The sequence below is a fragment of the Legionella fallonii LLAP-10 genome, assembly GCF_000953135.1.
GTDB lineage: Bacteria > Pseudomonadota > Gammaproteobacteria > Legionellales > Legionellaceae > Legionella > Legionella fallonii.
Window position 1 is genome coordinate 609,110 of sequence record NZ_LN614827.1, and the last position, 24,023, is coordinate 633,132.

The following is a 24,023-nucleotide window of genomic DNA, read 5'->3' on the forward strand; positions in this document are numbered from 1 at the left end:
TTGACAAATCTATTGGTTTAGTCGACATTATAATTGTAAGGGCTTAGTTTTATTACAATAAGTTCTTGTGTTTATAGCCGTGCAGAATTTAATAAAAAGGAGCTGGTATGTCTCTTTCATCAGTAAGGAAAGTTTATGATGCTTATGCTTGGTTTTATGATTTTGTTTTTGGCCGAGTATTTAATGAGGGGCGTCATGTTACTGTCGATATAGTAAATAAGAATGCGGTTGCCAATGCAAATGTTCTAGAGCTTGGAGTGGGTACTGGTTTGTCTTTACCTTTATATAGATCTGATTTGAATATTACTGGTGTTGATATTTCAGAAAAGATGCTAAAGAAAGCTGAAGAGAGAGTTCTTACTGATAAAGTAAAAACTAATATTAATTTAAAAATTATGGACGCGGCTAGTTTAGAATTTCCAGATAATAGTTTTGATTTTGTAGTGGCCATGTATGTTGCATCTGTTGTCCCTGATATCGATGCATTTCTGCATGAAGTTGCCCGCGTATCTAAACCATCGAGTGATATTGTGTTTGTAAATCATTTTTCCTCGGAGAAACCTCTCGCTCGCTTTCTAGAGAAAAAATTTGCTCATATCAATAATATAATAGGATTTAACTCTGATTTTTCTATGCATCACATTTTAGATTATGATCAATTTAATTTATTAAATTCCCAAAAAGTTAATTTATTTAATTATTGGACTATTCTGCATTGTAAAAAACAACAGCACTGATTGTAGCGTCAGGCCTTTGGTCTGACGCTAGACCATTACGAGGGCACTTTATATAGAGGTCACATTAATCAGATTGGCAATGAAATCAACCACAATATCCCTATTGATTTGTTGAGACTCACTGGATATTCTGGACTTATATTCCACGCAACCTTGCTCCAGATTTCTATCGCTAACAACCAAACGGTGAGGTATACCAATTAAATCATTATCAGCAAATAAAATTCCTGGTCTTTCATTACGGTCATCAAGCAATACATCAATTCCCAAGTCAGAAAACTGTTGATACAGGGCATCAGCATGTTCCCTAACGGCTTGGGATTTATGTCCATTAATAGGGATGATAACCAATTGGAAAGGGGCTATAGCTAAAGGCCAGATAATACCTTGTGCATCATGATGTTGCTCAATTGCTGCAGCAACTACACGAGTTATACCTAAACCATAACAACCCATCATCATGGTTTGCAATTGGCCTTGCTCATTAATGACCGCAGCATTCATTGCTTTTGCATATTTATCGCCTAACTGAAAAACATGGCCCACTTCTATGCCACGACAAGAGTGCAATGTTCCTTTACCATCAGGACTTATATCTCCTTCTTTAACATTACGTAAGTCATAGGCTTCATGATAACGAGTATCTCTGTCCCATGCAGCATTGATATAGTGTTTATCAGCTTGATTGGCTCCACAAACAAATGAATCCATTGCTAAAGCATTGTGATCTACAATGACAGGTATGTCTAATTGAACTGGGCCTATAGAGCCTATTGGTGTTTTTAACGTTTTTAATATGGTTTCTTCATCTATAAAAACGAGTGGGGTAGCAACCAAATGATTTTTTATTGCTTTGACTTCGTTAAGTTCATCATCGCCTCTTAATACCAAAGCGACCATCGGATGTTCTCTACCTTTAACGATTAATGTTTTAATCGTTTGTTTCGCTTCGATATTCAAGAAATTAGCGACTTCCGCGATAGTTTTTTGCGCTGGAGTATCAACCAAGCTCATGGTGTTAGTAATTGGTTGGCTTGCTTTCTGCGGTTTTAAACTAGTTGCCTGTTCAATATTAGCTGCATAATCACTGGCATCACTATAAAAAATTAGATCTTCACCTGAGTCAGCTAATACCTGAAATTCATGAGAAGCGGAACCGCCGATAGCACCGGTATCTGCTTCTACTGCCCTGTACTTAAGCCCCATCCGATCAAATATACGACAATAAGCGTGGTACATATTTTGATACGTTTTTTGCAAGCTTTCGAGAGTTAAATGAAATGAATAGGCATCTTTCATGATAAATTCTCGCGCACGCATTACGCCAAACCGTGGTCTTATTTCATCGCGAAACTTGGTTTGTATTTGATAAAAGTTAACAGGCAACTGCTTGTAAGACTGCAATTCGTTGCGCATCAAATCAGTGATCACTTCTTCATGGGTTGGGCCAAAACAATATTCTCTTTCATTGCTGTCCTTCATAGTCAACAATTGCCCACCAAAAGTATCCCAACGCCCAGTTTCTTGCCATAATTCAGCGGGTTGTATCGCAGGCATTAATACTTCCATGGCATTAGCCCTGTTCATTTCTTCACGAACTATATGCTCTACTTTACGTAATACTTTAAGGCCTAATGGCATCCAGGTGTAAAGACCTGAACCCAGTTTACGGATCATACCTGCTCTTAACATCAGCTGATGCGATGTTATTTCCGCATCATTAGGAGTTTCTTTCAGGGTTGATAAGAACCATTGAGACGCACGCATTTCTGCTCCTGAAAAGTCTAAGTTGAAAGGGAATCATTATATACTTATCATGCAGTAATTTGCGATAAAATTTAGGGAAGGCCGATGAATACTTTAGGACTTATCCAAACTTTTTGTAAGGTAGTGCAGTGTGCCAGTTTTACTGGTGCAGCCAAATCATTAGAAATTTCTTCTGCGGCTGTTAGTAAACAAATAGGGCTATTAGAGGCCGAGCTTGGGGTGGCGTTGTTATATCGCACGACGCGTCAAGTCACTTTGACTGAAATAGGGAGCATTTACTACCATGAAGTTCAACATGTGTTACTTGCCTTAGATAAGGCCGATGGAGTTATTGCTGCGGCAAAAGACGAACCCTCTGGTTTATTACGTGTGAAAAGTTCGCGTTATTTCGCTGAGCATTTCATTATTCCTCGCTTATCAGCATATATGAGAACCTACCCGCGAGTAACTCTAGATTTGCTTATTGCAGAGCAAATACCTCATCTTTTAGAAGAAGACTTAGATGTGGTTTATGGTATGTCCGCGCAGGTTGCCTCTAATTCAATTCAAAAAAAAATCACGACGACACGTTATGTATTTTGTGCCTCTCCTTCCTACATAACTGCTCATGGTCAACCAGAGCATCCTGCTGAATTACAAGAACACCGTTATATTACTCATACCATGAGAGAGCCCAATGATTGTTGGGTTTTTTCTTCAGGTGAAATCATTTATTTAAAGCCAATACTCTATTTAAATGATGCTCAGGCCATGCTGGAATCTGCTATAAACGGTTTAGGAGTAGTCGCATTGCATCATTATCAAGTAGCCAATGCATTGTCTCAGGGACAATTAGTAGAAATTTTAGTTCAATACCGTATGCCCCAGATTCCTGTATTTTTGTACTATCATCCAGGGCGCTATATGCAACCTAAAATAAAAACTTGGGTGCAGTTTATGAGTCATGATTTGCCTGGAGAATTATGATGAGGGAGTGGGGGCGCTAGTGCATCAAGACTATGCCGGTTATTTCGGTGGATCGCCTGGTTTGCATCTTCAATTTGAAGTGTTGCCTGCTATGTCCCGCGGCTTTGTCCGCGGGACCAGGATGTGCATCTCCGAGAAGGGATATCAAGGTGAGCAGGTTTTATATAGGACTCAACTTATTTTATTTTGGCTTCTGTAATAACTTGCTGGAGTTTTTCAGCCAATTCTTTATTTTCTTCATTGCCTAAAGCGGTGAATTCTTCAGCATAGTTTTTATATTTCACTCTGCCGCTATTTACATCATATACCGCTCCAACCATGGCAATTTCATCCTCTTTTATCATAGTTCTTAAGATATCACTTTGCAGATAAATATTTTGCAGAGTATTGGCAATGTTCAGTTCGGTTACATGATTAACAAAATTAATATTTTGTCCTGTTCTGTTCTCTTTAGTTTTTGTCTCAGCGTTTACTGCGGGTTTAATCTTAGACAGCAATTGAGTAATATGCCCTTTTTCTATACCATCGCAAGCGGAGTGAATAGCGCCACATCGAGTATGGCCTAATACTACTATGAGTTTAGCTCCTACCACATTACAGGCATATTCGATACTCGCTAAAATATCATCATTGACGACATTACCAGCAACGCGTACGCAAAAGATATCGCCAAAAGTCATATCAAATACAGTTTCTACTGGAACCCGAGAATCAATACATCCGAGAACAACAGCAATAGGGTGTTGCATTTTAGCTGTATGTTTAATGTCTATGCGATTTGATCTGTGAATACGAATATCTTGGAGAAAACGCTGGTTACCTTCATGTAAAATATTCAATACCTGGGCTGGAGTGAGATTTGATTGAACGTCATAAGTGGTTACATTAATGAAATCAATGTAATTATGAACTCTATAACTGTCCTTAAATCCAGTTAAATTTAAGGCAATATGTTTGGTGGGGGCTTGTTCTTCTTTAAATCTATCTAACAGCTCCATAATTTCTTTATCAATGTATTGGCTATAGCGTGCATCAATAATAAGTTGTGAGTGTTTGGGGATGGATTCCAGTTCAGCAATTAAGGCTGCTTTGTTTAAGAAGGTCATTTGTTGTGGTAGCACTAATCGGCTAGTGACTCCATTAGGATAAATTTCTTTAAAGATATCAATGCGTGCCTGACTATTTGATTTTAAGATATAGAATAGACTGATAAATAGACCTATTAAAATTCCAGCAAGTAAATTAAAGACAATAATACTGATGACCGTCACTATAAAGGGAATAAAACGATCCATTCCTTGGGCATAGATACTGCTGTATATTGAGGGTTTATTTAATTTGTATCCCGTATAAATTAATATTGCTGCTAGAGACGATAAAGGGATTTTATTTAAAGCCCCTGGGATAAGCATAACGGCAAATAAAATAAAAAGACCGTGCAAAATAGTCGACATTTTAGTCGCAGCACCAGCTTGAATATTAATTGAAGTTCTGACGATTACAGAGGTTACGGGAATACCGCCTATAAAACCAGCAGCCATGTTTCCTACCCCCTGAGCAATCAATTCCTGATTTGTGGAGCTATGGCGTCTTTTCTTATCTAAGCGCTCACCCGCTTTGAAATTAAGTAGTGTTTCAAGAGAGGCGACAATACCTAAAATTAAAGCATAGACATAGACTTGGGGGTTAGACCAAGCAGACCAAGAAGGAAACTCCAGATGACTAAAAAAGTCATGCAAACCCGTTGTTTTAGGGATATTGACCAATTGGGGTGAGCTTTGTACCAGCGAAGAGTCACTCCAAATAAAGACCTCATTCAACAGTACGCCCAGAACAACGACCACAATAGGGGCAGGGATTTCCTTTAGTAGTTTGTTTTTTGTACAGTCGAAATAAGTTAAAATAGCTAATGATGCGACAGTGATTAATATGGCTCCAGAATTAAGATGGTGATAAAGCGCTAAAATTGGGCTTATAGCGAATCCTTCTGTAATCTCTAGTAGATGTGTTTTTAGCTCATTATAGTCGGCAGATAGAGTGAATGCTAAAGGCAACTGTTTGATTATTAATAAAATACCTATAGCACAAAGCAAGCCTTGAACCACGTTAGAAGGAACATAATCAGCAACAAAGCCTGCTTTAAAACTACCAATGATTATTTGCAATAAGCCTGCTAAAGCAAGAGCGAATAAAAAGGTATTAAAATCACCCAAATGAGCTATCGCAGTAACAACGACAGCAGCCATACCAGCAGCAGGCCCACTGACGCTGACATGAGATCCACTTAGAGTACCAACAATAACCCCCCCGATTATTCCACTTATTATTCCTGAAAATAAAGGGGCGCCAGAGGCTAAGGCGATACCGAGACATAAAGGTATTGCAACAAGGAATACAACTATTCCCGCTACAAAATCAAATTTTAAATAGCGTTTAGTGTATACACGAAATTTACGCGGATTCATTATGTTCTTTCCAATCATCTCAAAGTTCCTGGATCCAAAGTTGCATTATTGTAAAGAGTGGATTGCATTATTGTAAAGGGGGTGGAACCTATTTTTAGACTAAGGTGTTTATTTTATAAATCAAGATTTGTTTTTTTATTGGTCATAAAGTAACTTATTTTCTCTATTGCTTTATTTCCCAAAAAATTTAATAAATTGTCAATCTGAAAAACTTCAATATTAATAATTAGTTCAATTTGTTTTAGTTTACAGTAAGTTATTTTGTGTTTGAAATCAATCAAGAAATTAATAATTAAGTCAAATGTGATATTAATTGGAAAGGTTGGTTGAAAAATAATCTAAAAATGATATTCTGTGACCCATTTTATTTAAAAATGGAACGTAATGATAAAATTTCTAAGACTTATCTTAATGAGCGTATTTGCTTTTCATATTGTGTCACCAGCATGGTCAAAGGACTCATTTTATCTCTTGTCAATTCCGTTTAAAACTTCATTATCTCCTGCTCAGGTTAAAGTGACTGTAGATAATGCACGAGGGGTTGAAACGATTTCCATATGCAACAACTCCTCCAAGAGCATTCCTTTAGAAAATATAGAATTTATTTTTAATTATAAGGCGCCAATGCCCACCAATATCTGGGGAAATTTAGGGATAAGTTGGCGTGTAGCAAATCAAGCGGGTACCGCAGTAGTATTGAGAGGAGAAACACCTGATGAATTGTTTTTACCTTCAGATCCTAATTGTACTAATCCGCTTACTATTCAATTTAATGCTGCTACTGATGTCCCTCAACCTTCGTTACCTTTTGTCTTTAAAGTGGGCGACACTAGGTCTACAGATTTAGATAGGGTAAATAGCAGTATTCATAATGATATAACCACGTCTACTGTGACGCCTGTTGCTAATAGCCTCAGTTCTATTGGACCGTTTACTACTAAGAATGGTCATATTATTGATAAAAATGGTAACCCTATAACTTTTAAAGGGGTTTCCTGGTTTGGGTTTAATAATGAAAATCATGTGGTTAATGGATTATGGCAATCAGATTTTGACACGATGTTGGGTCAGATCAAATCTCTAGGATTTAATGCGGTACGTATTCCTTTTCAATTTGATTTTATTTTCAATCCAAGCATCGCTCCTAGTGGTATTGCTAATTATTGTAAAGGTAGTCCTTGCAATACCAATGTCCCTAGGGATAGCGCGTTACATACCTTCCAATGGGTCGTTAAACAATTTACCGATAATGGCATTTTTGTATTAATAGATGATCACTATGAAGACAATACCTACGTGACAAACCAAGGAAAATGGATCAGCGGTTGGCAACGTGTTGCACAAATGTTTCGTGATAATCCCATGGTAGGATATGATCTGTACAATGAGCCTGATTCACATGGCTTGACTTGGGAAGGGAGTGCTCAAGGTACTGCTTGGGGAACAGGAGTTATGTCGGCAGCGCAGGCCATTTATGCTATTGATCCCAACAAATTATTATTTATCGAAGGAACAGGGCAAGCTGCTTTAGGCGCTAATTGGGGTGATGGTTTTGCTACGGATGATGTAACGGTTTCTCAAGGAATTAGTAATCCTAAAAACCTTTTTACCCAGCTGCTTTCGGCTCCTTATCTTAATCAAATAGTGATTTCTCCTCATATTTATGGGCCTGATGGAACAAATAATGGTGGCCCCGATCATTCAAATCAAGGAGTGGCTTATGCTGCATGGTCACGTTTAAACGGTTATTTGTTTAATAATTTTTTTAATGTAAATAATATCCATCAGAGTGGTTTTTGTATCAATGGTACTTGCCATTTATTTCCTATCGCTGTTGGTGAGTTTGGTGGGAAATTTGAGCCTAGCGATCCGTACTATAGACAAGACGTGGCAACACTAATCAATGTAGCAACCTATTTAACTAAAATGGGAGACGGAAATTCTGTTTCGCCCAGTTGGTTTTACTGGGATTGGAATCCTAATAGCGGTAATACCGGAGGAATTCTAAAAGATGACTGGACTACTATAGATTGTAATAAAGTCAATTATTTGAAACAGTATTTGTCATTAACTCCCAAACCAGGCATTTGTTCGTAGTTCGGGCAACTAATTGCCCGAACTACGAGTCATCCAGAGGAGTTCCTAAAGGGGGCAATACTTTTTTCAGGAGATCCTTCGCCGCGCTCTGGATGACAGTAATAGTAAAAATAGCAACTATTGGATGCAGTTCAAGGTTGCTACATTGACAAAGGAATAAATAGGATAGCGTTCCCTCTCCCTAACCTACAATCACTTAATCCTCAATTATTTCAAACTCTTCAGCTTGAAAAACCTCGGCTTCAATATCAGCATGAGGAGTAATTAATTCGTGCTCCAAATTTTTAAAATTCCACATGCTTTGATCCATTAATTGACTTGGTTTGAGACTTTGTAGCGCGTGAAGAATATTACTCGGTACTTTAGGATTCTCTGCAGCTAATTGATCAATCAGATGAGCTACTTTCTTACGCATTAAATTTTCTTGGGAGCCACATAGATTACATGGAATAATAGGAAACGCCTGCGCTGTGGCAAAAGCAATAATATCTTTTTCCTGAACATAACTCATAGGACGAATGACTATATGCTTTTTATTATCACTTAATAACTTAGGAGGCATGGAGCGGATGTCACCATTATATAAGATGGACATCATTAAGGTCCGAATCAAGTCATCTCTATGATGGCCCAGAGCAATTTTGTTAAAGCCTTTTTCTTCCGCATAGCGATAAATAATTCCTCTTCTTAGGCGAGAGCATAAAGAGCAATAGGTTTTTCCTTCGGGAATTTTTTCTTTGACTATGCTGTAGGTGTCGCGGCTGAGTATTTCATAAGGAATATTCTTGTTTTCAAGCCATTGACGCAGTGCGGAATCATTCCATCCAGGCTGCGCTTGATCCAAAGTGAAGGCAAAAACCTCGAATTTATTTCCTGAGCGACGCCGTAAATGCTCTAATAGCGTTAACATGGTGAATGAGTCTTTGCCACCGGAGAGGCAGACCATGACTCTATCACCGCGTTGGATCATGTTAAAGTCGGCAATTGCTTTACCGGTGTAGTGCAATAATTTTTTTTCGACAGAAGATAAATTCGATGACATAAAACAACCTGAATATGTTATTTGGAAGCAAGGTTTTTATCAGGATAAAATCCATTTACCCTGGTAGTAGCTAACCATGAGTTGACTAATTCTAAATCATTAACGTTTAATGTACCAGCAAGATATTTTAAAGTTAACATGGAATTAATCAAGTTATATTGATCACTTGCCAATTGCTGTTGTGCTTCAAATAGGCGTTGTTGGGAATTAACTACGTCAACCATGGTGCGAGTACCTACCTCAAACTGTGCCTCAGTGCTTTCTAGAGAGTTCTTTTGTGAAATAATGGTTTGTCTGTCTGCTCGGACTTTACTAATGCCGTCAATAATGGTGTTAAATGCAATACGACTATTAACCACTACATCTCTGTAGGTTTGCTCCATTTGTTCACTACTGCCCTGATAGTTAAATTGGGCTTGCCGGGTTTTTGATTGAACCAATCCACCTTGGAAAATTGGGAAATTCATGGCAATGGCAATGTTGGCTTGAGTTTGTTTCGAGGGAACAAATACGGAGTTGGTATCACGGGATATATTACGTGTTTGTGTGGCATTACTCTGAATGGCAAACACTGGCCAGTTACCTGCTGACAGGGCTTTTACGTTTTCTTTGGCCATCTCAAGATTATATTTGGCCGCATATAATTTATAGTTTTGCTTTAATCCCGTATCTATCCATTGATCAACGTTATTGGGCTCTGGTTTAATCAGAGGGATTTTACTATCTCTCAATCGAGACAGTTCATCATACACATGATTGGTGAGTTTTCTTAAATTTTCACTTTGATTGATTTGGTTATTGCGCGCAGCAATGACAGTAGCAATGGATTGATCATAAGCTGCTTTCGCTTCGTAAACCGAAGTAATAGCATCCAGTCCTACGTTGAAACGCTGTGTTGCCTGATCCAGCTGACGCTTGTTGGCACGTTTTTTGGCTTCAGCAAACTCTAGAGTATCTTTAGCCAACAACACATCAAAATAAGCTTTGGCGGTTCTTAAAATTAAATTTTGAGCTGCATCGTTAAATGTTGCTTGAGCTGCTTTAACAGAGGCCTTGGCTTGTTGTATTTTAGCCCAGGCTTGATAATTAAAAACGGCCTGGGAAGCTGTAACTTGCCATTGAGTATTGCCATAATAGACATTGGAACTAAAGATTCCATCAGCGACTCTTTGAACATTTCTTCCGGCCTGGGTATTAATCCCAACTTGAGGAAAAAGCGCTGCTCGTGCTTGAGGAATAGCTTCTGTACTCGACATATAAGTATCATAAGCATTTTTAAATGTCGTATCAGTCTCAAGGGCTTGTTTGTAAATATCCATGAGGTCTGTGGCATAGACATGGGTCGTCAGACACAAAGATGCCATACAAAAGAACAACGATTTTTTCATGCAAAACGTTCCTAGAATACAAATTCTTTTGGCCTTAAGTTATCCAAAAGTGGGGGAATGTCAGTTTCAAAAAGCAATGATGTTTGCCAATTATCATTATGATCCAAACTGTATAAATTCCCTTTCATTATAGGTGCTTTGCCTTCTATGGCGAATAATTTCCCACCAGGTAACAACTGAAGTTTGTGTGTTTTGGTTAGCTTTGGTAACGAGCCGGTAAACACTATAACATCATAAGGTGCCTTTTCTAACCATCCGCGACATGCATCGCCGGTGATTAGCTCAATATTATCACACTGATATGCTTGTAATTTACGCGCAGCATTAGATGTGAAATCAGCAAAATAATCAATACTGATTACGTGTTTACATAATTTACTGAGCATCGCAGTGAGAAAGCCTGTACCTGTTCCTACTTCTAGAACAGTTTCCGTTCCCTGAAGTTCCAGGGCTTGTAATATGGTTCCTTCCTCAAGAGGAGTTAACATCTTTTGGTCATGAGCCAAAGGAATTTGCATGTCAGAATAGGCAAAATGAGTATACAGTTCTGGTACAAATTCGTGACGAGGAATTAGATCATATAAATCCAGGATAGATTCATTTAAAACATCGCCAGTCCTTAACTGTTGTTTGACCATGTTAATACGTGCATTGTGATTGCTCATTTGTTCTACCGAGTTAATTGGGTTTATATACTTCGTATTGTTTTAATTAAATTACGACTTTTACGAAGGGAGTATAGGTTAAAACTTTGGGGTGATTTTAGCAAGAAATTGACTGATGTGCTAAGGATTAATATTCGAAAATCAAGACAATCACGCTAAAAATCACTTGACTTGTGAATCTGAGTAAGATAGCTAGTTGCTGCCAACTGGCATTATTCCATTGACTCTTTGTCTTTTCACGATTTGATTTATGATAGACCGTTAACCCCAGATATTTCTTGGGTTAACGCGACTGTTTTGACACCCTATCGTTTTAATCTATGCTAGTTAACGTTCTTTAACCGTTTTGATTATCGAGAGCTTTGTATGGTTGCATAGAGTTCTTGATTTTCAGCTTCGTTTATTACTTCATTCCATTGTTTAAAAAATCTATTTACATCTTTTCTTTGTTGCGATTCGAAGGCATAGACAATGTAATTATTGACAAAATTACAAAATAAATTGATTAGCCAATGAAATTGTTTCACTTCTTTTATTTCAGGCATTTCCAATAGGTGTTTTTCGGCTTCCTTTGCTATTTCTTTTAAGCTAAGGAGGTCACTCGTTTTGTTCCTTTGATTTGTTAAGACGATTTTAAATTGAGTCATAAACATACCTACAACGAGTAAGTCCTGATTCTCACTAGCTACATCTATGGCAGCATTAAAACCATCTTTAATAAGTTCAAGAGTCAATCCCACTTCACTAAATTGTTGTTGTAATTGTTGTATTATGCCCGAGCCTTTTCTTTTAATTTGTTCTAGTCTATTTCCTAAATGATTCTCAAGACAGAAATCAAGAGCATTATAAATTGTTTCTAATTCTCTTAGAGAAGTTGGAGTTAGAGATGAGAGAGAAGAATATAGAGCTTCCTGATACTTTTTTAATGCGGGCATTAATGCTTCTTCATTGAATCTCTTAAAAAGAGCAGTTAATGTTGTTTTTTCACCTGATTTTTCTATCTCATCTATAAATTTTTGCATCAATAGATAACTGGGCAATTCCTTGCTGGATATCTCGATTTTATCAAAATGATTTAACCAATAATGATAGCCTAGATCAGTATAAGCTGAATTTAGTTCAGGGGTATTGTGAGTAAGTTCTTTTTGGAATGCGGTTAATATTCTGATGGCTCTGTAAGAAAAATCATCATTGCGAGAGCGAAAAGATGATAAATAGCGATCAGTGATGGATAAATTATTACTTGGCATATAAGTCTCAAAATCATTTTAAATTGCGCATTACATTATCATTTTGTTTTCATAATTGTCAAATTTATTGGGTGATTAGTTTAGAACAATTGCGCTAAGAATCACTATTTGATTTATTGTAGCATGTAAACCCCAGATATTTCTTAGGTTAATACAATTGCTCTAGTTCTAAAATAATAAAGTTCTGATTTTTCTTAACCGTATTGCATGGTGACTATGTTTAAAATTTGTTATGATTTGCAACTTTAGCTATCCAAGGAGAGTACAGTGCTTGAGCAATTCACTAATTTTTTGCAAACTGAATTGGAAACATTAAAAGCTGATGGCTTATATAAAGCAGAGCGTATTATTTCTAGTCAGCAACAAGCAGATGTAATGGTCAATAATAAAGAGGTTATCAATCTTTGTGCTAACAATTATTTGGGCTTAGCTAACGATGCACAATTAATTGCTGAAGGCCAGAAGGCCTTGAGTGAATACGGTTATGGCATGGCATCTGTTCGTTTTATCTGTGGAACTCAAACTCCTCATAAACAACTAGAACAAAAGATCAGCCAATTTTTAGGCAAAGAAGATACTATATTATATTCATCTTGTTTTGATGCGAATACCGGTCTTTTTGAAACCTTATTAGGGGAAGAGGACGCGATAATCAGCGACGCATTAAACCATGCCAGTATTATTGATGGAATTAGATTATGTAAGGCTGCGCGATACCGATACGCCAATAATGATATGAAAGCCTTAGAGGAGCAATTAATTGCGGCGAAGAACGCCCGTTTTCGTTTGATTGCTACTGATGGCGTGTTTTCTATGGATGGTATTCTGGCGAACCTACCTGCTATTTGTGAGTTGGCTGATAAGTACGATGCTATGGTCATGGTCGATGATTCTCACGCGGTTGGATTCATGGGCGAGACAGGTAGAGGAACTCCAGAACATTTCGGAGTAAGTGATCGAATTGATATTATTACCGGAACTCTCGGTAAAGCGTTAGGAGGTGCTTCTGGCGGTTACACTTCCGCAAATCGTGTCATCGTCGATTGGTTGCGTCAACGTTCCAGACCTTATCTATTTTCTAATACCTTAGCGCCAATGATTGCCCAAACTTCTTGTGTTGTTTTAGATAACTTGATGAAAAGTAATCATTTAGCTGAAAAATTAAAAAGTAATAGTCGTTACTTCCGTGAGGGGATGACACGATTAGGGTTTAACTTAATCCCTGGCGAACATGCCATTATTCCTGTCATGTTAGGTGATGCGGCTTTAGCCGGGCGTATAGCCAATCGTTTATTAGAATTAGGTATTTACGTTGTTGGTTTTTCTTATCCAGTAGTGCCAAAAGGTTTGGCGCGAATTCGTACTCAAATGTCTGCTGCTCTTGATATGGATCATTTAGATAAAGCGCTTCAGGCTTTTGAGACGGTAGGCAAGGAATTTTCTGTTATATAGGCGCTGTTGATTATTCTATCATCTTGGCCCAAATGCTTTGATTCTCTGTATTTCATTGCGAGAAAATCAAGACATTTGGGCTTTAGCTGATGAATTACAAGCAGCCCCTAGTAAACCTTACGAAATTATTCTGAGGAGCTACATGAAATCATTAGTGAAAGCAAAAAAAGAGCGTGGCATTTGGATGCACGACGTGCCGACTCCTGAATATGGCGTTAATGATGTACTAATTAAAATTAAGAAAACAGCCATTTGTGGTACGGACATCCATATCTACAATTGGGATGATTGGGCGCAAGCTACTATCCCGGTTCCTATGACAGTAGGTCACGAGTTTTATGGCGAAATTGTTGAAGTTGGTCAGGAAGTCCAGGGATTAAAAGTAGGGCAAAGAGTTTCTGGTGAGGGGCATATAACCTGTGGTTTTTGTCGTAACTGTCGTGCTGGGAAACGTCATTTATGCCGTAACACTTTAGGGGTTGGTGTCAATAGACCAGGATGTTTTGCCGAATATTTATCTCTTCCTGCATCAAATGTCATTGTTCTTCCAGATAATATCACTGGAGCACAGGCGTCAATTTTTGATCCTCTTGGTAATGCAACTCATTGTGCCTTGGCCTTTGATGTTGTTGGAGAAGACGTACTAATTACTGGTGCTGGTCCAATTGGAATTATGGCAGTTGCTATTGTCAAACATATCGGAGCTCGACATGTAGTAATTACCGATGTGAATGAGTTGCGACTCGACTTGGCCCGTAAAATGGGGGCAACTAAAGCCGTTAATGTTCAGCATGAGAAATTAAGTGACGTGATGGCTGAATTAGGTATGACCGAAGGGTTTGATGTCGGTTTGGAAATGTCAGGCAATCCTACGGCTTTAAATGATCTGATGAAGGCTATGAATCATGGCGGTCACGTGGCTATGCTTGGTATTCCTCCACAAGAGACTGCTATAGATTGGAATCAGGTTATTTTTAAAGGTTTGGTTATCAAAGGGATTTATGGCCGTGAGATGTATGAAACCTGGTATAAAATGATTGCCATGATTCAAAGCGGTTTGAATATAGAACCCATCATGACTCATCATTTTCCAGTTGATGATTATCGGGAAGCTTTTGAAATTATGGCTTCAGGACAATCTGGAAAAGTGATACTGGATTGGTAGTAGGATTGTTGACACAGCGATCAGCTCTGTCGACAGACCTTTGTTTTTAAGAGAGGCAAAATAGTTATGGCACAGTATATTTTCACCATGAATCGGGTGAGCAAAATCGTTGAAAACCAGCGATTTATTTTAAAAGATATTTCATTAAGTTTTTATCCAGGAGCTAAAATTGGTGTCTTGGGGTTAAATGGATCGGGTAAATCAACACTGCTCCGTATCATGGCTGGTGTTGATACGCAATTTGAAGGTGAAGCAAGACCACAACCAGGCATTAAAATTGGTTACCTTGCGCAAGAACCTATATTGGATCAAGAGAAAACCGTACGCGAAATAGTTGAAGAAGGCGTGGCGGAAATGAAGGATAAATTAGCCCGTTTTGATGCAATCAGCATGAAATTTGCAGAACCAATGAGTGATGATGAGATGAACTCCTTATTGGCAGATCAGGGTGAATTGCAAAATGAGATTGAAGCTGGTGGCGGCTGGGACTTGGATAGAAAATTAGAAATTGCAGCCGATGCCTTAAGATTACCAGAATGGGATGCTATTGTAGGGAAGTTGTCTGGGGGAGAAAAGCGTCGGGTTGCTTTATGTCGATTATTATTATCCAACCCAGATATGTTATTACTTGATGAGCCTACCAACCACTTGGATGCGGAAAGTGTTGCTTGGCTAGAACATTATCTGGAAGGCTTCCCAGGAACAGTTGTGGCCATTACCCATGATAGATATTTCTTGGATAATGCAGCGGAATGGATTTTGGAATTAGATAGAGGCGAGGGAATTCCTTACAAAGGTAATTATACTTCTTGGCTGGAGCAGAAAGAAGCGCGACTAGAGATGGAGAAAAAACAAGAAGATGCTCACCAACGCTCTATTAAAGCAGAGTTGGAGTGGGTTCGTACATCTCCCAAAGGCCGACACGCTAAGAACAAAGCTCGATTAGCACGTTTTGAAGAGTTAAATTCAAAAGAATTCCAAAAACGCAATGAAACCAGTGAGATTTATATTCCACCAGGCGAGCGTTTGGGCGATTTAGTATTGGAAGGGGAAAAGATTTGTAAATCCTTTGGTGATCGCATTTTAATCGATAACTTAGATTTTAAATTACCCAAAGGTGGTGTCTTAGGAATTATTGGCCCTAACGGTGCGGGTAAATCAACTTTCTTGAAAATGATTACCGGCCAAGAAGCACCTGATAGTGGCGCCATTCGTATTGGTGAGACAGTAAAACTGGCCTATGTAGATCAGATGCGTGATGACTTAAATGGCAACAACTCCGTCTGGCAAGAGATTTCAGACGGTCATGACATCATGCAAGTGGGAAGTTTCCAAATACCCTCACGTGCTTATGTTGGACGATTTAATTTTAAAGGTACCGATCAACAAAAGAAAATGTCACAGCTTTCTGGAGGGGAGCGTAACCGCGTTCATTTGGCAAAATTATTGAAAAGCGGTTGTAATGTTTTATTACTTGACGAACCCAGTAACGATTTGGACGTAGAAACCTTACGTGCATTGGAAGATGCTGTTCTTAATTTCCCAGGATGTGCCATTGTGGTGTCGCATGATAGATGGTTTTTAGATCGCATTTGTACTCATTTGATGGCTTTTGAAGGGGATTCACAAATTACTTTCTTTGAAGGCAATTACAGTGATTATGAAGAGGATAGAAAACGTCGATTAGGTGATGATGCTACTAAACCATCGCGGATTAAGTATAGACGACTAAAGGACTAGATAATTAGGGTCTAAAAGACCCTATTCAAATCATCGCATTTAGCCCTTTAACTGGCTGAATAGAAATTTTTTTGTGGAGATAAAATTTAAATGAATAAGTTGTTTTGGGCGGCTTTAGCGCTTTGTCTTGGTTTATCCTCATGCGTTGAATATGATGAATCTACTTTAATTACTGATGACGCCGGATATGTACATAGAACTACTCATTATTTAAAGGATAAAAGAGGGCGCAATTATTTCCCTATGCAAATCAAAGCCACTGGAGAAAAAGAGTTTATTTTTGATCCTAAAGCGTCTGCATGGGCTGCCTATGATGAAGAGGGTAAGCGTGTGATGACCGGGAGTGGTTCCGCAGGTGTTGATTTTTGTGAAGAAGATTCATCTAAATCGTGCAGAACCGTAACTGGTACTTTCCGTATCTATAATAAACGAGGAAAGGAATGTCGCTCAGGCGAGTATCCAGTCGATACTAAAGGTGGAGCAAAAATGCCTTACTGCATGTATTTTTATCAAGGATTTACTATCCATGCAGCTTATGAAGTCCCAGAGCACCCATCAAGCCACGGTTGCGTACGTATTCTTCCCAGTGCTGCAAAATGGCTTAACGAAGAGTTTTTACGTGTAGGCGCTAGAGTGACTATTCTTGCATACCCAGATCAAAATGGTGTGAAAAGAGCGGTGCCGGTGCAACAACGTTAAGTCCAATGAAAACGTTGGATTGAAAATAATCCAACGTAGCAACTGTCTTGAACTGCAGCCAATAAGTTGCTACTTTTACTATTACTGTCATCCAGAGCGTGGCGAAGAATCTCCTGCAAAACATATTATGTCACATTCAGGAGATCCTTCGTTGCAAGTTTCTCTGGATGACAAGGTCGGGCTCCTGTCTGAGGATACATCAGGCTCCTTTGTCCAAACTCCCCCGAACATTAAACAACAATAACCTCCATTTATTGGAGCTTCACGGACGAAAATAAAATGACTTTAGGGAAGGAAGTTAATTGGGGTATTTTAGGCACTAGCTTTATTTCAGAAGTAATGGCAAAGGCAATTCATACTTCTGAAACAGGTCAATTAATTGCTGTTGGCAGTCGTTCTCTGGCTTCCGCCCAACGATTTGCGCATGAATTTACAATTCCAAAAGCATACGATGATTTTCAATCACTTCTTGATGATCGAGACATTGATGTGGTGTATATAGGATTACCCAATCATTTGCATAAAGAATGGATTATTCGTGCCGCCCGGGCTGGCAAGCACATACTGTGTGAAAAACCGTTGGTACTCAATGCAGCAGAGGCACGCGAAGTGATGGCTGTAATTGAAGAAACACAAGTTTTTTGTATGGAAGCATTGATGTATCGCTGTCATCCATTGACTGCACAATTATGTGAAATAATTCAAAGTGGCATTTTAGGCACAATAAGATTATATACTGCGACTTATACGGCAAATATTGCTCAGGTAGCGAATCCCATAGCCGGTGGCAGTATTCGCAATTTAGGGTGCTATCCCATATCACTTATTCGCTTGCTTGCACGGGCAGAGCCTGTAGAAATTATTGCAACAGGACGATGCGATATAAAAAAGCAAACTGATAATCAGGCAAGCGCTCTATTAAAATTTGCAGATGATGCTATGGCCGTTGTCTCAACTGCTGATGATTGGGAAATGTCTTGGCAGTTTGATGTGTATGGTACCGATGGCAGTTTAAAAGTCTTAACTAATCCCTGGCTTCCTGATAATGAGAACAAATATCTCATTCAATCCTATACTGAGAACAATGCTAAAGAAACCACAATTACAGCGGACCAACCGCTTTATAGTTATCAAATTGATGTAGTCAATAACCAAATTCTTAATCGAAGCTCCAATGAAAACTTGGGGATCTCGTTAACAGACAGCTTAGGAAATCTAATTGTCTTGGAAACATGGTTGAATCAGGTTAAGGGAGAGGGTGTCCTTTGGCCCAACCGACGTTACTGCGGCGTATAATTGTAGCCCAGTAATACGGGCTACGTTGCAAAGGCTTAAGCTAACGCTATTACCGAGCGACTACCATTGGAAGATAGAGTTAACCCTCAACCTTTAGTTGTATATCAACTACATCAACATTAATATTCACTTTACCTGTGGTAAAGGGAATTACATTGTTATTTACAGTCACATGGTTTTGAATACTGGGAGTTGAGAATACATGCCCATATAAGAGCTCTATGGATGTACTCTTATTAAAATGATAATCCCCTTGTAGGCCAATAAAGTACTGTGTAAAAGACGGAAAAGTGATTGTTCTCAGATCACTTCTTTCCGGTCCATTATCTCTCATACCAACTAATGTTAATCCCATTTCTTTGGTGACTTGCTTGCGTAATGCACCAAGATAAGCAAACGAGTTGCCAAAGCCCATTTTAAAAGAAAAATTACTCATTGGTGGTGGCGATGCCGTATTATAGAGGCGGACAAATTGATTAGCGCTCCACTGAGAGTGATATACTGTAAAATTAGCGAGCCATTCGGGATTAAAAATATGAACGTAGTTTGCAACCATAGTAGTTGGCATATAGAAACTAAGAGCGAGACTAGGATTAATAAAAGGCCCGAGGGTACTTATTCCCGTAGTATTCTGCTTAATTCTAGAATAATAGGTGAAGCCTAAAAAGTTAGTTTGGTTTATAAAATAAGTTGCTCCCACATTAAATCCTACACCAAAGCTTGATGTTGGATTAACCAAGTTAGCATAGGCTGATTGACCTATTGGCAAAGCAAAATTCACCTCATTATTGGCTAGAAAATTAAAGTTTACTCCTCCGCCAATTTGCAACTTTTTGGTTAAAGCATAAGACATTTTAGGACTGACATCGACATCAGTAAGATAGTTTTGAGTATTGGCATAGCGAGTAAAGCGATCTGTGCCCGAATTCAAATTGGAGTTAAAGGGCTCGGTTACATCAAGACCAACAACTGTTTTTTCATTTAACCGTTTTGCTAATCGTCCATAAGGCATTGGGGTGAATGTTTTTGAATGATTTACACCGGAACCATATTGCAAGGTATTAAAATTAAGAACACTTCCAGTAAAACCTAGATCAGCATAACTATTTGTAGAACCGATAACGAATAAATCTTTTTTTACTTTAAACAAGCCTGAAGGATTGCTATAACTTAATCCTGCAAAGTATTGAATAACGTTTGCATGGGCATTGATAGCCAACAAGCAGAAAACAGCAGTGGGTAATGCGCGCATGATCTTCCTATATCAAATAATGCAGCATTCTACTGTTAAGAATGCTGCGTTTCCCTATAAAATTTAGTGAGGTGCAGTTGTGGTGGGCTGCTGCTGGTTTGTCGGTGGAGTACCTGATGTGGTTGGAGTAGGATTTTCTTTGTTTGGTGTAGCTGAACCACTAGGTTGTTGCGTAGCTCCAGGCGTTCTTGGGGTAGCGATCATTTGAGCAATTCCCAGATCCCCGGACATTTTGCGTCCAACGGTTACATTAACATTAAGTAATTGTGTTACTTTTTCTTTATCGTTTTGGTAAACCACTTGCAGTGGTAATGTGATTTTCCACTGATTGCCTTTCGCTTCAGTTACTTGTGGTTGGCCATCGAGTTGGCTACTTACCGTTAGTTTTTGTGTTTTAATTGCTTCTATATTGCCTGATTTTTCTAATGCTGAATTAAAACCCGCCCATCCTTGCTCAGTAAAACAAAGTTTTAGTTTTTGCATTTGTGAATCTAAAGTTGCTGGAGCAAAGTCAAAGGCTTGCACTACTGCTTTTTCAGACCAAGTTAAAACTAAAGATTGTTCAATACTTTTCGTTTGCGCAGAAATTTTATATTCGCAATTGATCACTGGAGCTGGTTGTGCTTGTGGTTGAGTTACTGTGGTTTGCTGTCCTGGTTGGGCTTGATGTGGATTTTGTACTTGAGCAGGGGTTGGTTGGCCTTGATTTTGTGGCTGAACAACTGTTTGCGATGGGTTTTGTACTTGTGGTTGAACCTGTTGAGTTCCCTGCATTGGTTGTGTATTCGGTGTGGTTTGCGTAGTGACCGGTGTTGGATTAGTCACTGGCATGGCGGCGGAACCTGGGTTTTGCGTTTGCGTAGGTGGCTGAGTCCCTTCTGCTTGTACTTGAGTACACATCAAAGTAAATAAAGCTCCCCACAGCATGGTTCTCTTCATGAAATACGCTCCTTAAATAGTATCTAGCAATTCTGCGATAATAAGAGCTGCTAGTCTAGCAGTTTTTTGCCCCTCGTCTAGTGGTGGCGATAGCTCTGCAATGTCAAAACTTACTACTTTGCCACTTTGTATAATGTATTTCAATAAGGGTATGATTTGCCAAGGAAAAAGACCCATGGCTTGTGGCGCGCTTACTCCGGGTGCGAAGCATTCTGCTAAGACATCAAGACAGATGGTCAGATAGATGTGATCCAGATTCAGCATGAACTCATCAAGAAAAGCCATTTGCCAGGCCTGACTTTTTTCAAAGAGTTCTTCGGCAAAAAGATAACTGACATTTAATTCATTCGCTCTTTGAAAGAGAGTCGGGGTGTTACCAAATTTTTGAACACCTATACAGCAATAATCAAAGGGTAAATGACGTTCTTTACAGTATTCAGCAATTTGTGAGAAAGGAGTTCCTGAGGTTCCTAGATCCCCTTTCTTATAAGGACGTAAATCAAAATGTGCATCAAAATTAATAATCCCTAATTTGGAATAATGGGAAGCCAAACCCTGATAGTGAGCCCAAGCGATTTCATGTCCACCTCCCAAGGCAATGGTTTTATGCCCCCGGTGATGACACAATCCTATTAATTCGGCAAATTGATTTTGTGCCGACTCTAGATTATCGCCATCGCAAAAGACAGTGCCTAGATCGACAAAAGGCCCATCCATAGGACAGGGTAACTTAGCCAATTGTGTTTTAATTTGATCCGGACCTAGTTTGGCTCCAGGTCTTCCTAAGTTACGTGTTACACCAGCATCACTAGCAAAACCAAGAAAAATAGTCTTTTTCTCTTGTGACATCAGCTCATCGGGATGATTGATAAAAGCAATTTTTTGATGAAAACGCTCCGCATTTAAAGTGTCTTTCCGACCTTGCCATAGTGAAGGATTAGCTGGTTGATAATTTGCAAGATGAGGAAACATCGGATTCTCCTGTGACTGATGTTACTACAGATTATTTTTATAACGGCTAGCTTACAATAAGGATAAAAATATCCCAAGTTAATCTAATGTCTGTTATCATTTGCAGCAATTTATTGATAACGGATGGAGTTGGTGTGTTTATTATTACAGGCGGAGGCAGTGGTATAGGAAAAGCCCTAGCTCTGACTTTAGCAAAACAGGGAAAAGCGGTATTAATCGTTGGACGCCGAGAGCAAGCATTGCAAGAAACTGCATCTGTTTCTTCATTAATTAAATATCTTTGCGCGGATGTTTCTACTAATGAAGGGTTACAATCAATTAAAGCCTATGTGGATAATGTGCCGCAACTTTCTGGGTTAGTTAATAATGCCGGTACCTTGGGGCCTATAGTGCCTATCCAAGAAATGAAGCACGAGGAATGGCATCATACCTTACGAACTAACGTGGATGCCCCGTTTTTTTTGTCACAACTTTTGTATGATAAATTGAGCAATGGTCGCGTTTTAAATATTGGTTCTCAGGCTGCTTATTTTGCTATTAAAGGATGGTCAGCGTATTGTGCTTCCAAAGCCACTTTAGCCATGTTGTCACAGTGTTGGCAATTGGAGTCACAATCAGTTGCTTTTGCAAGCGTAAAACCTGGAATCATAGATACTGATATGCAGACTATTGCAAGGACTGGGGTCAATATGGATCCAGAACACACTCGTTTTTATCGACGTCTAAAAGAAAATAGTCGATTAATAGCACCGGAAACAGTAGCGGAATTTTTAGCGTGGTTATTACTAGGCGTTGATCGAGGGACTTATGTATCCCAAGAATGGGATATCTATGATACCGGGCATCACAGTAATTGGTTAAGACCGCCGCATCAGGTATTACATTGGGATTTTTAATGAATAGCTGCGATAAATTATTACTTAACGTCACCACAATTGATTCTCAAGGGATGCAATTACGAAATCAAGCCATCGCTATCAAAAATGGCAAGATAGAGTGGTCTGGTCTTCAGGCTGAATTACCCCCCGCACTTTTTGCAGGGGCTCTATCCCAGGAAAATTGCCAAGGACAATTAATTACACCAGGGTTAATTGATTGCCATACTCATTTAGTTTATGCCGGTAATAGAGCGGCCGAGTTCCAATTGAAACTCCAAGGAGTGAGCTATGCAGAAATTGCGAAAGCCGGAGGCGGAATTATTTCTACCGTACAACAGACTCGAGCGGCGTCCGAAGAGGAGTTGATCTCCCAATCTTTACCAAGAATTCTTGCTTTGAAAAATGAAGGGGTAACTACTCTTGAGATCAAGTCAGGTTATGGCCTGGATCTCGCTAATGAGCTTAAGATGTTGCGCGTTGCTCGGCGTTTGGCGGAAATAACTGGATTAAGAGTAAAAACAACATTCCTTGGGGCTCATGCCATACCTCCTGAGTATAAAGGTAATAGCCAGGCTTATGTTGATTATTTGTGTCAGGATATGTTACCCACAGTCAAGGAAACGGGTTTAGCTGATGCCGTGGATGTTTTTTGTGAAACAATCGCCTTTTCTCTGGAGCAAACAGAACAAATTTTCCTTGCTGCTCGGGCTTTGAATTTGCCTATCAAATGCCATGCAGAGCAATTATCTAATTTGGGGGCAAGTGCATTAGCCGCAGAACTAGGCGCTTTATCTTGTGACCATTTGGAGTTTCTCGATGCTGCTGGGGCATCTTCTATGGCAAAAGCAAATACAGTAGCGGTTTTGCTTCCTGGCGCTTTTTATTTCTTAAAGGAAAAACAGAAACCACCGGTAGCCTTATTGCGCGAAGCGGGCGTTGGTATGGCTATTGCTACTGATTGTAATCCAGGCTCATCACCAACGACTTCTCTCTTATTGATGATGAGTATGGCTTGCCAGTTTTTTTCTTTATCAGTACCCGAGGTTTTAGCTGCGGTGACTTATCAGGCAGCGAAAGCATTAGGTGTCGACAAAGAAGTAGGGAGCATTGCTTCTGGCAAGGTGGCTGATTTAGTTTTATGGTCTATAAATGATAGTGCTGCACTATGTTATTATTTTGCCTGTCCTGTCCCACATCGAACCATGATTGAAGGACAATGGCTCTCAATAAAAAATACTGTTTAGGAGTAATGA

Annotated in this window: 19 protein-coding genes; 10 read left to right on the plus strand and 9 right to left on the minus strand. The window is 39.1% G+C overall.

Going from position 1 to position 24,023, the window contains the following annotated elements:
* Nucleotides 1–107: 107 nt before the first annotated feature.
* A complete protein-coding gene (pmtA, locus tag LFA_RS02445) occupies nt 108–737 on the plus strand; it encodes a phospholipid N-methyltransferase PmtA (protein ID WP_045094768.1) in 630 nt (209 codons plus the stop codon).
* Between the two features lie 48 nt (nt 738–785).
* Here pmtA and LFA_RS02450 read toward each other — a convergent pair whose 3' ends face one another.
* Nucleotides 786–2,504 (minus strand): proline--tRNA ligase, encoded by a 1,719-nt coding sequence (locus LFA_RS02450; RefSeq protein ID WP_045094769.1) that lies wholly within the window; start codon nt 2,502–2,504, stop codon nt 786–788.
* 84 nt (nt 2,505–2,588) lie between these two features.
* On the opposite strand from LFA_RS02450, the gene LFA_RS02455 reads away from it, so the two are divergent.
* Entirely contained in the window at nt 2,589–3,470 is an 882-nt protein-coding gene (locus LFA_RS02455) for a LysR family transcriptional regulator (protein WP_045094770.1), read from the plus strand.
* Between the two features lie 176 nt (nt 3,471–3,646).
* Here the strand turns inward: LFA_RS02455 and LFA_RS02465 are convergent, their stop codons facing one another.
* Entirely contained in the window at nt 3,647–5,953 is a 2,307-nt protein-coding gene (locus LFA_RS02465; protein ID WP_045094772.1) for a bifunctional SulP family inorganic anion transporter/carbonic anhydrase, read from the minus strand.
* Between the two features lie 366 nt (nt 5,954–6,319).
* On the opposite strand from LFA_RS02465, the gene LFA_RS02470 reads away from it, so the two are divergent.
* Nucleotides 6,320–8,032 (plus strand): glycoside hydrolase family 5 protein, encoded by a 1,713-nt coding sequence (locus LFA_RS02470; protein ID WP_084602093.1) that lies wholly within the window; start codon nt 6,320–6,322, stop codon nt 8,030–8,032.
* Nucleotides 8,033–8,228: 196 nt separating this feature from the next.
* Here LFA_RS02470 and ttcA read toward each other — a convergent pair whose 3' ends face one another.
* From ttcA to LFA_RS02490, 4 genes are all read right to left on the minus strand, one after another.
* A complete protein-coding gene (gene ttcA / locus LFA_RS02475) occupies nt 8,229–9,074 on the minus strand; it encodes a tRNA 2-thiocytidine(32) synthetase TtcA (protein ID WP_045094774.1) in 846 nt (281 codons plus the stop codon).
* 17 nt (nt 9,075–9,091) lie between these two features.
* Nucleotides 9,092–10,462 (minus strand): TolC family outer membrane protein, encoded by a 1,371-nt coding sequence (locus LFA_RS02480; RefSeq protein WP_045094775.1) that lies wholly within the window; start codon nt 10,460–10,462, stop codon nt 9,092–9,094.
* Between the two features lie 11 nt (nt 10,463–10,473).
* Nucleotides 10,474–11,127 (minus strand): protein-L-isoaspartate O-methyltransferase family protein, encoded by a 654-nt coding sequence (locus LFA_RS02485; protein ID WP_045094776.1) that lies wholly within the window; start codon nt 11,125–11,127, stop codon nt 10,474–10,476.
* Nucleotides 11,128–11,477: 350 nt separating this feature from the next.
* The gene (locus LFA_RS02490) at nt 11,478–12,377 is read right to left on the minus strand and encodes a hypothetical protein (RefSeq protein ID WP_045094777.1); all 900 of its coding nucleotides are present in this window, start codon (nt 12,375–12,377) and stop codon (nt 11,478–11,480) included.
* Nucleotides 12,378–12,644: 267 nt separating this feature from the next.
* Here LFA_RS02490 and LFA_RS02495 point away from each other — a divergent pair, with 267 nt between their 5' ends.
* The 5 genes from LFA_RS02495 to LFA_RS02515 all read left to right on the plus strand — a co-directional run bounded on the left by LFA_RS02495 (nt 12,645) and on the right by LFA_RS02515 (nt 18,729).
* A complete protein-coding gene (locus LFA_RS02495) occupies nt 12,645–13,829 on the plus strand; it encodes a glycine C-acetyltransferase (RefSeq protein WP_045094778.1) in 1,185 nt (394 codons plus the stop codon).
* A 142-nt stretch (nt 13,830–13,971) separates the two neighbouring features.
* Nucleotides 13,972–14,994: an L-threonine 3-dehydrogenase gene (gene tdh / locus LFA_RS02500; RefSeq protein WP_045097361.1), complete on the plus strand. Its 1,023-nt coding sequence runs from the start codon at nt 13,972–13,974 to the stop codon at nt 14,992–14,994.
* Between the two features lie 66 nt (nt 14,995–15,060).
* On the plus strand, nt 15,061–16,734 hold the full coding sequence (gene ettA / locus LFA_RS02505) for an energy-dependent translational throttle protein EttA (RefSeq protein ID WP_045094779.1): 1,674 nt from the start codon (nt 15,061–15,063) through the stop codon (nt 16,732–16,734).
* A gap of 90 nt (nt 16,735–16,824) precedes the next feature.
* On the plus strand, nt 16,825–17,433 hold the full coding sequence (locus tag LFA_RS02510; RefSeq protein ID WP_045094780.1) for a L,D-transpeptidase: 609 nt from the start codon (nt 16,825–16,827) through the stop codon (nt 17,431–17,433).
* 279 nt (nt 17,434–17,712) lie between these two features.
* A complete protein-coding gene (locus LFA_RS02515; protein WP_045094781.1) occupies nt 17,713–18,729 on the plus strand; it encodes a Gfo/Idh/MocA family protein in 1,017 nt (338 codons plus the stop codon).
* Nucleotides 18,730–18,808: 79 nt separating this feature from the next.
* On the opposite strand, the gene LFA_RS02520 is transcribed toward LFA_RS02515, so the two are convergent.
* From LFA_RS02520 to hutG, 3 genes are all read right to left on the minus strand, one after another.
* Nucleotides 18,809–19,981, minus strand: coding sequence for an OmpP1/FadL family transporter (locus LFA_RS02520; protein WP_045094782.1), 1,173 nt, complete (start codon nt 19,979–19,981; stop codon nt 18,809–18,811).
* A 63-nt stretch (nt 19,982–20,044) separates the two neighbouring features.
* Entirely contained in the window at nt 20,045–20,920 is an 876-nt protein-coding gene (locus LFA_RS02525) for a DotI/IcmL family type IV secretion protein (RefSeq protein ID WP_045094783.1), read from the minus strand.
* A gap of 12 nt (nt 20,921–20,932) precedes the next feature.
* A complete protein-coding gene (gene hutG / locus LFA_RS02530) occupies nt 20,933–21,892 on the minus strand; it encodes a formimidoylglutamase (protein ID WP_045094784.1) in 960 nt (319 codons plus the stop codon).
* Between the two features lie 86 nt (nt 21,893–21,978).
* Here hutG and LFA_RS02535 point away from each other — a divergent pair, with 86 nt between their 5' ends.
* On the plus strand, nt 21,979–22,788 hold the full coding sequence (locus LFA_RS02535) for an SDR family NAD(P)-dependent oxidoreductase (RefSeq protein WP_407927627.1): 810 nt from the start codon (nt 21,979–21,981) through the stop codon (nt 22,786–22,788).
* On the plus strand, nt 22,788–24,014 hold the full coding sequence (gene hutI, locus LFA_RS02540; RefSeq protein WP_045094785.1) for an imidazolonepropionase: 1,227 nt from the start codon (nt 22,788–22,790) through the stop codon (nt 24,012–24,014). The genes LFA_RS02535 and hutI overlap by 1 nt, the downstream gene beginning before the upstream one ends.
* Nucleotides 24,015–24,023 lie beyond the last annotated feature (9 nt).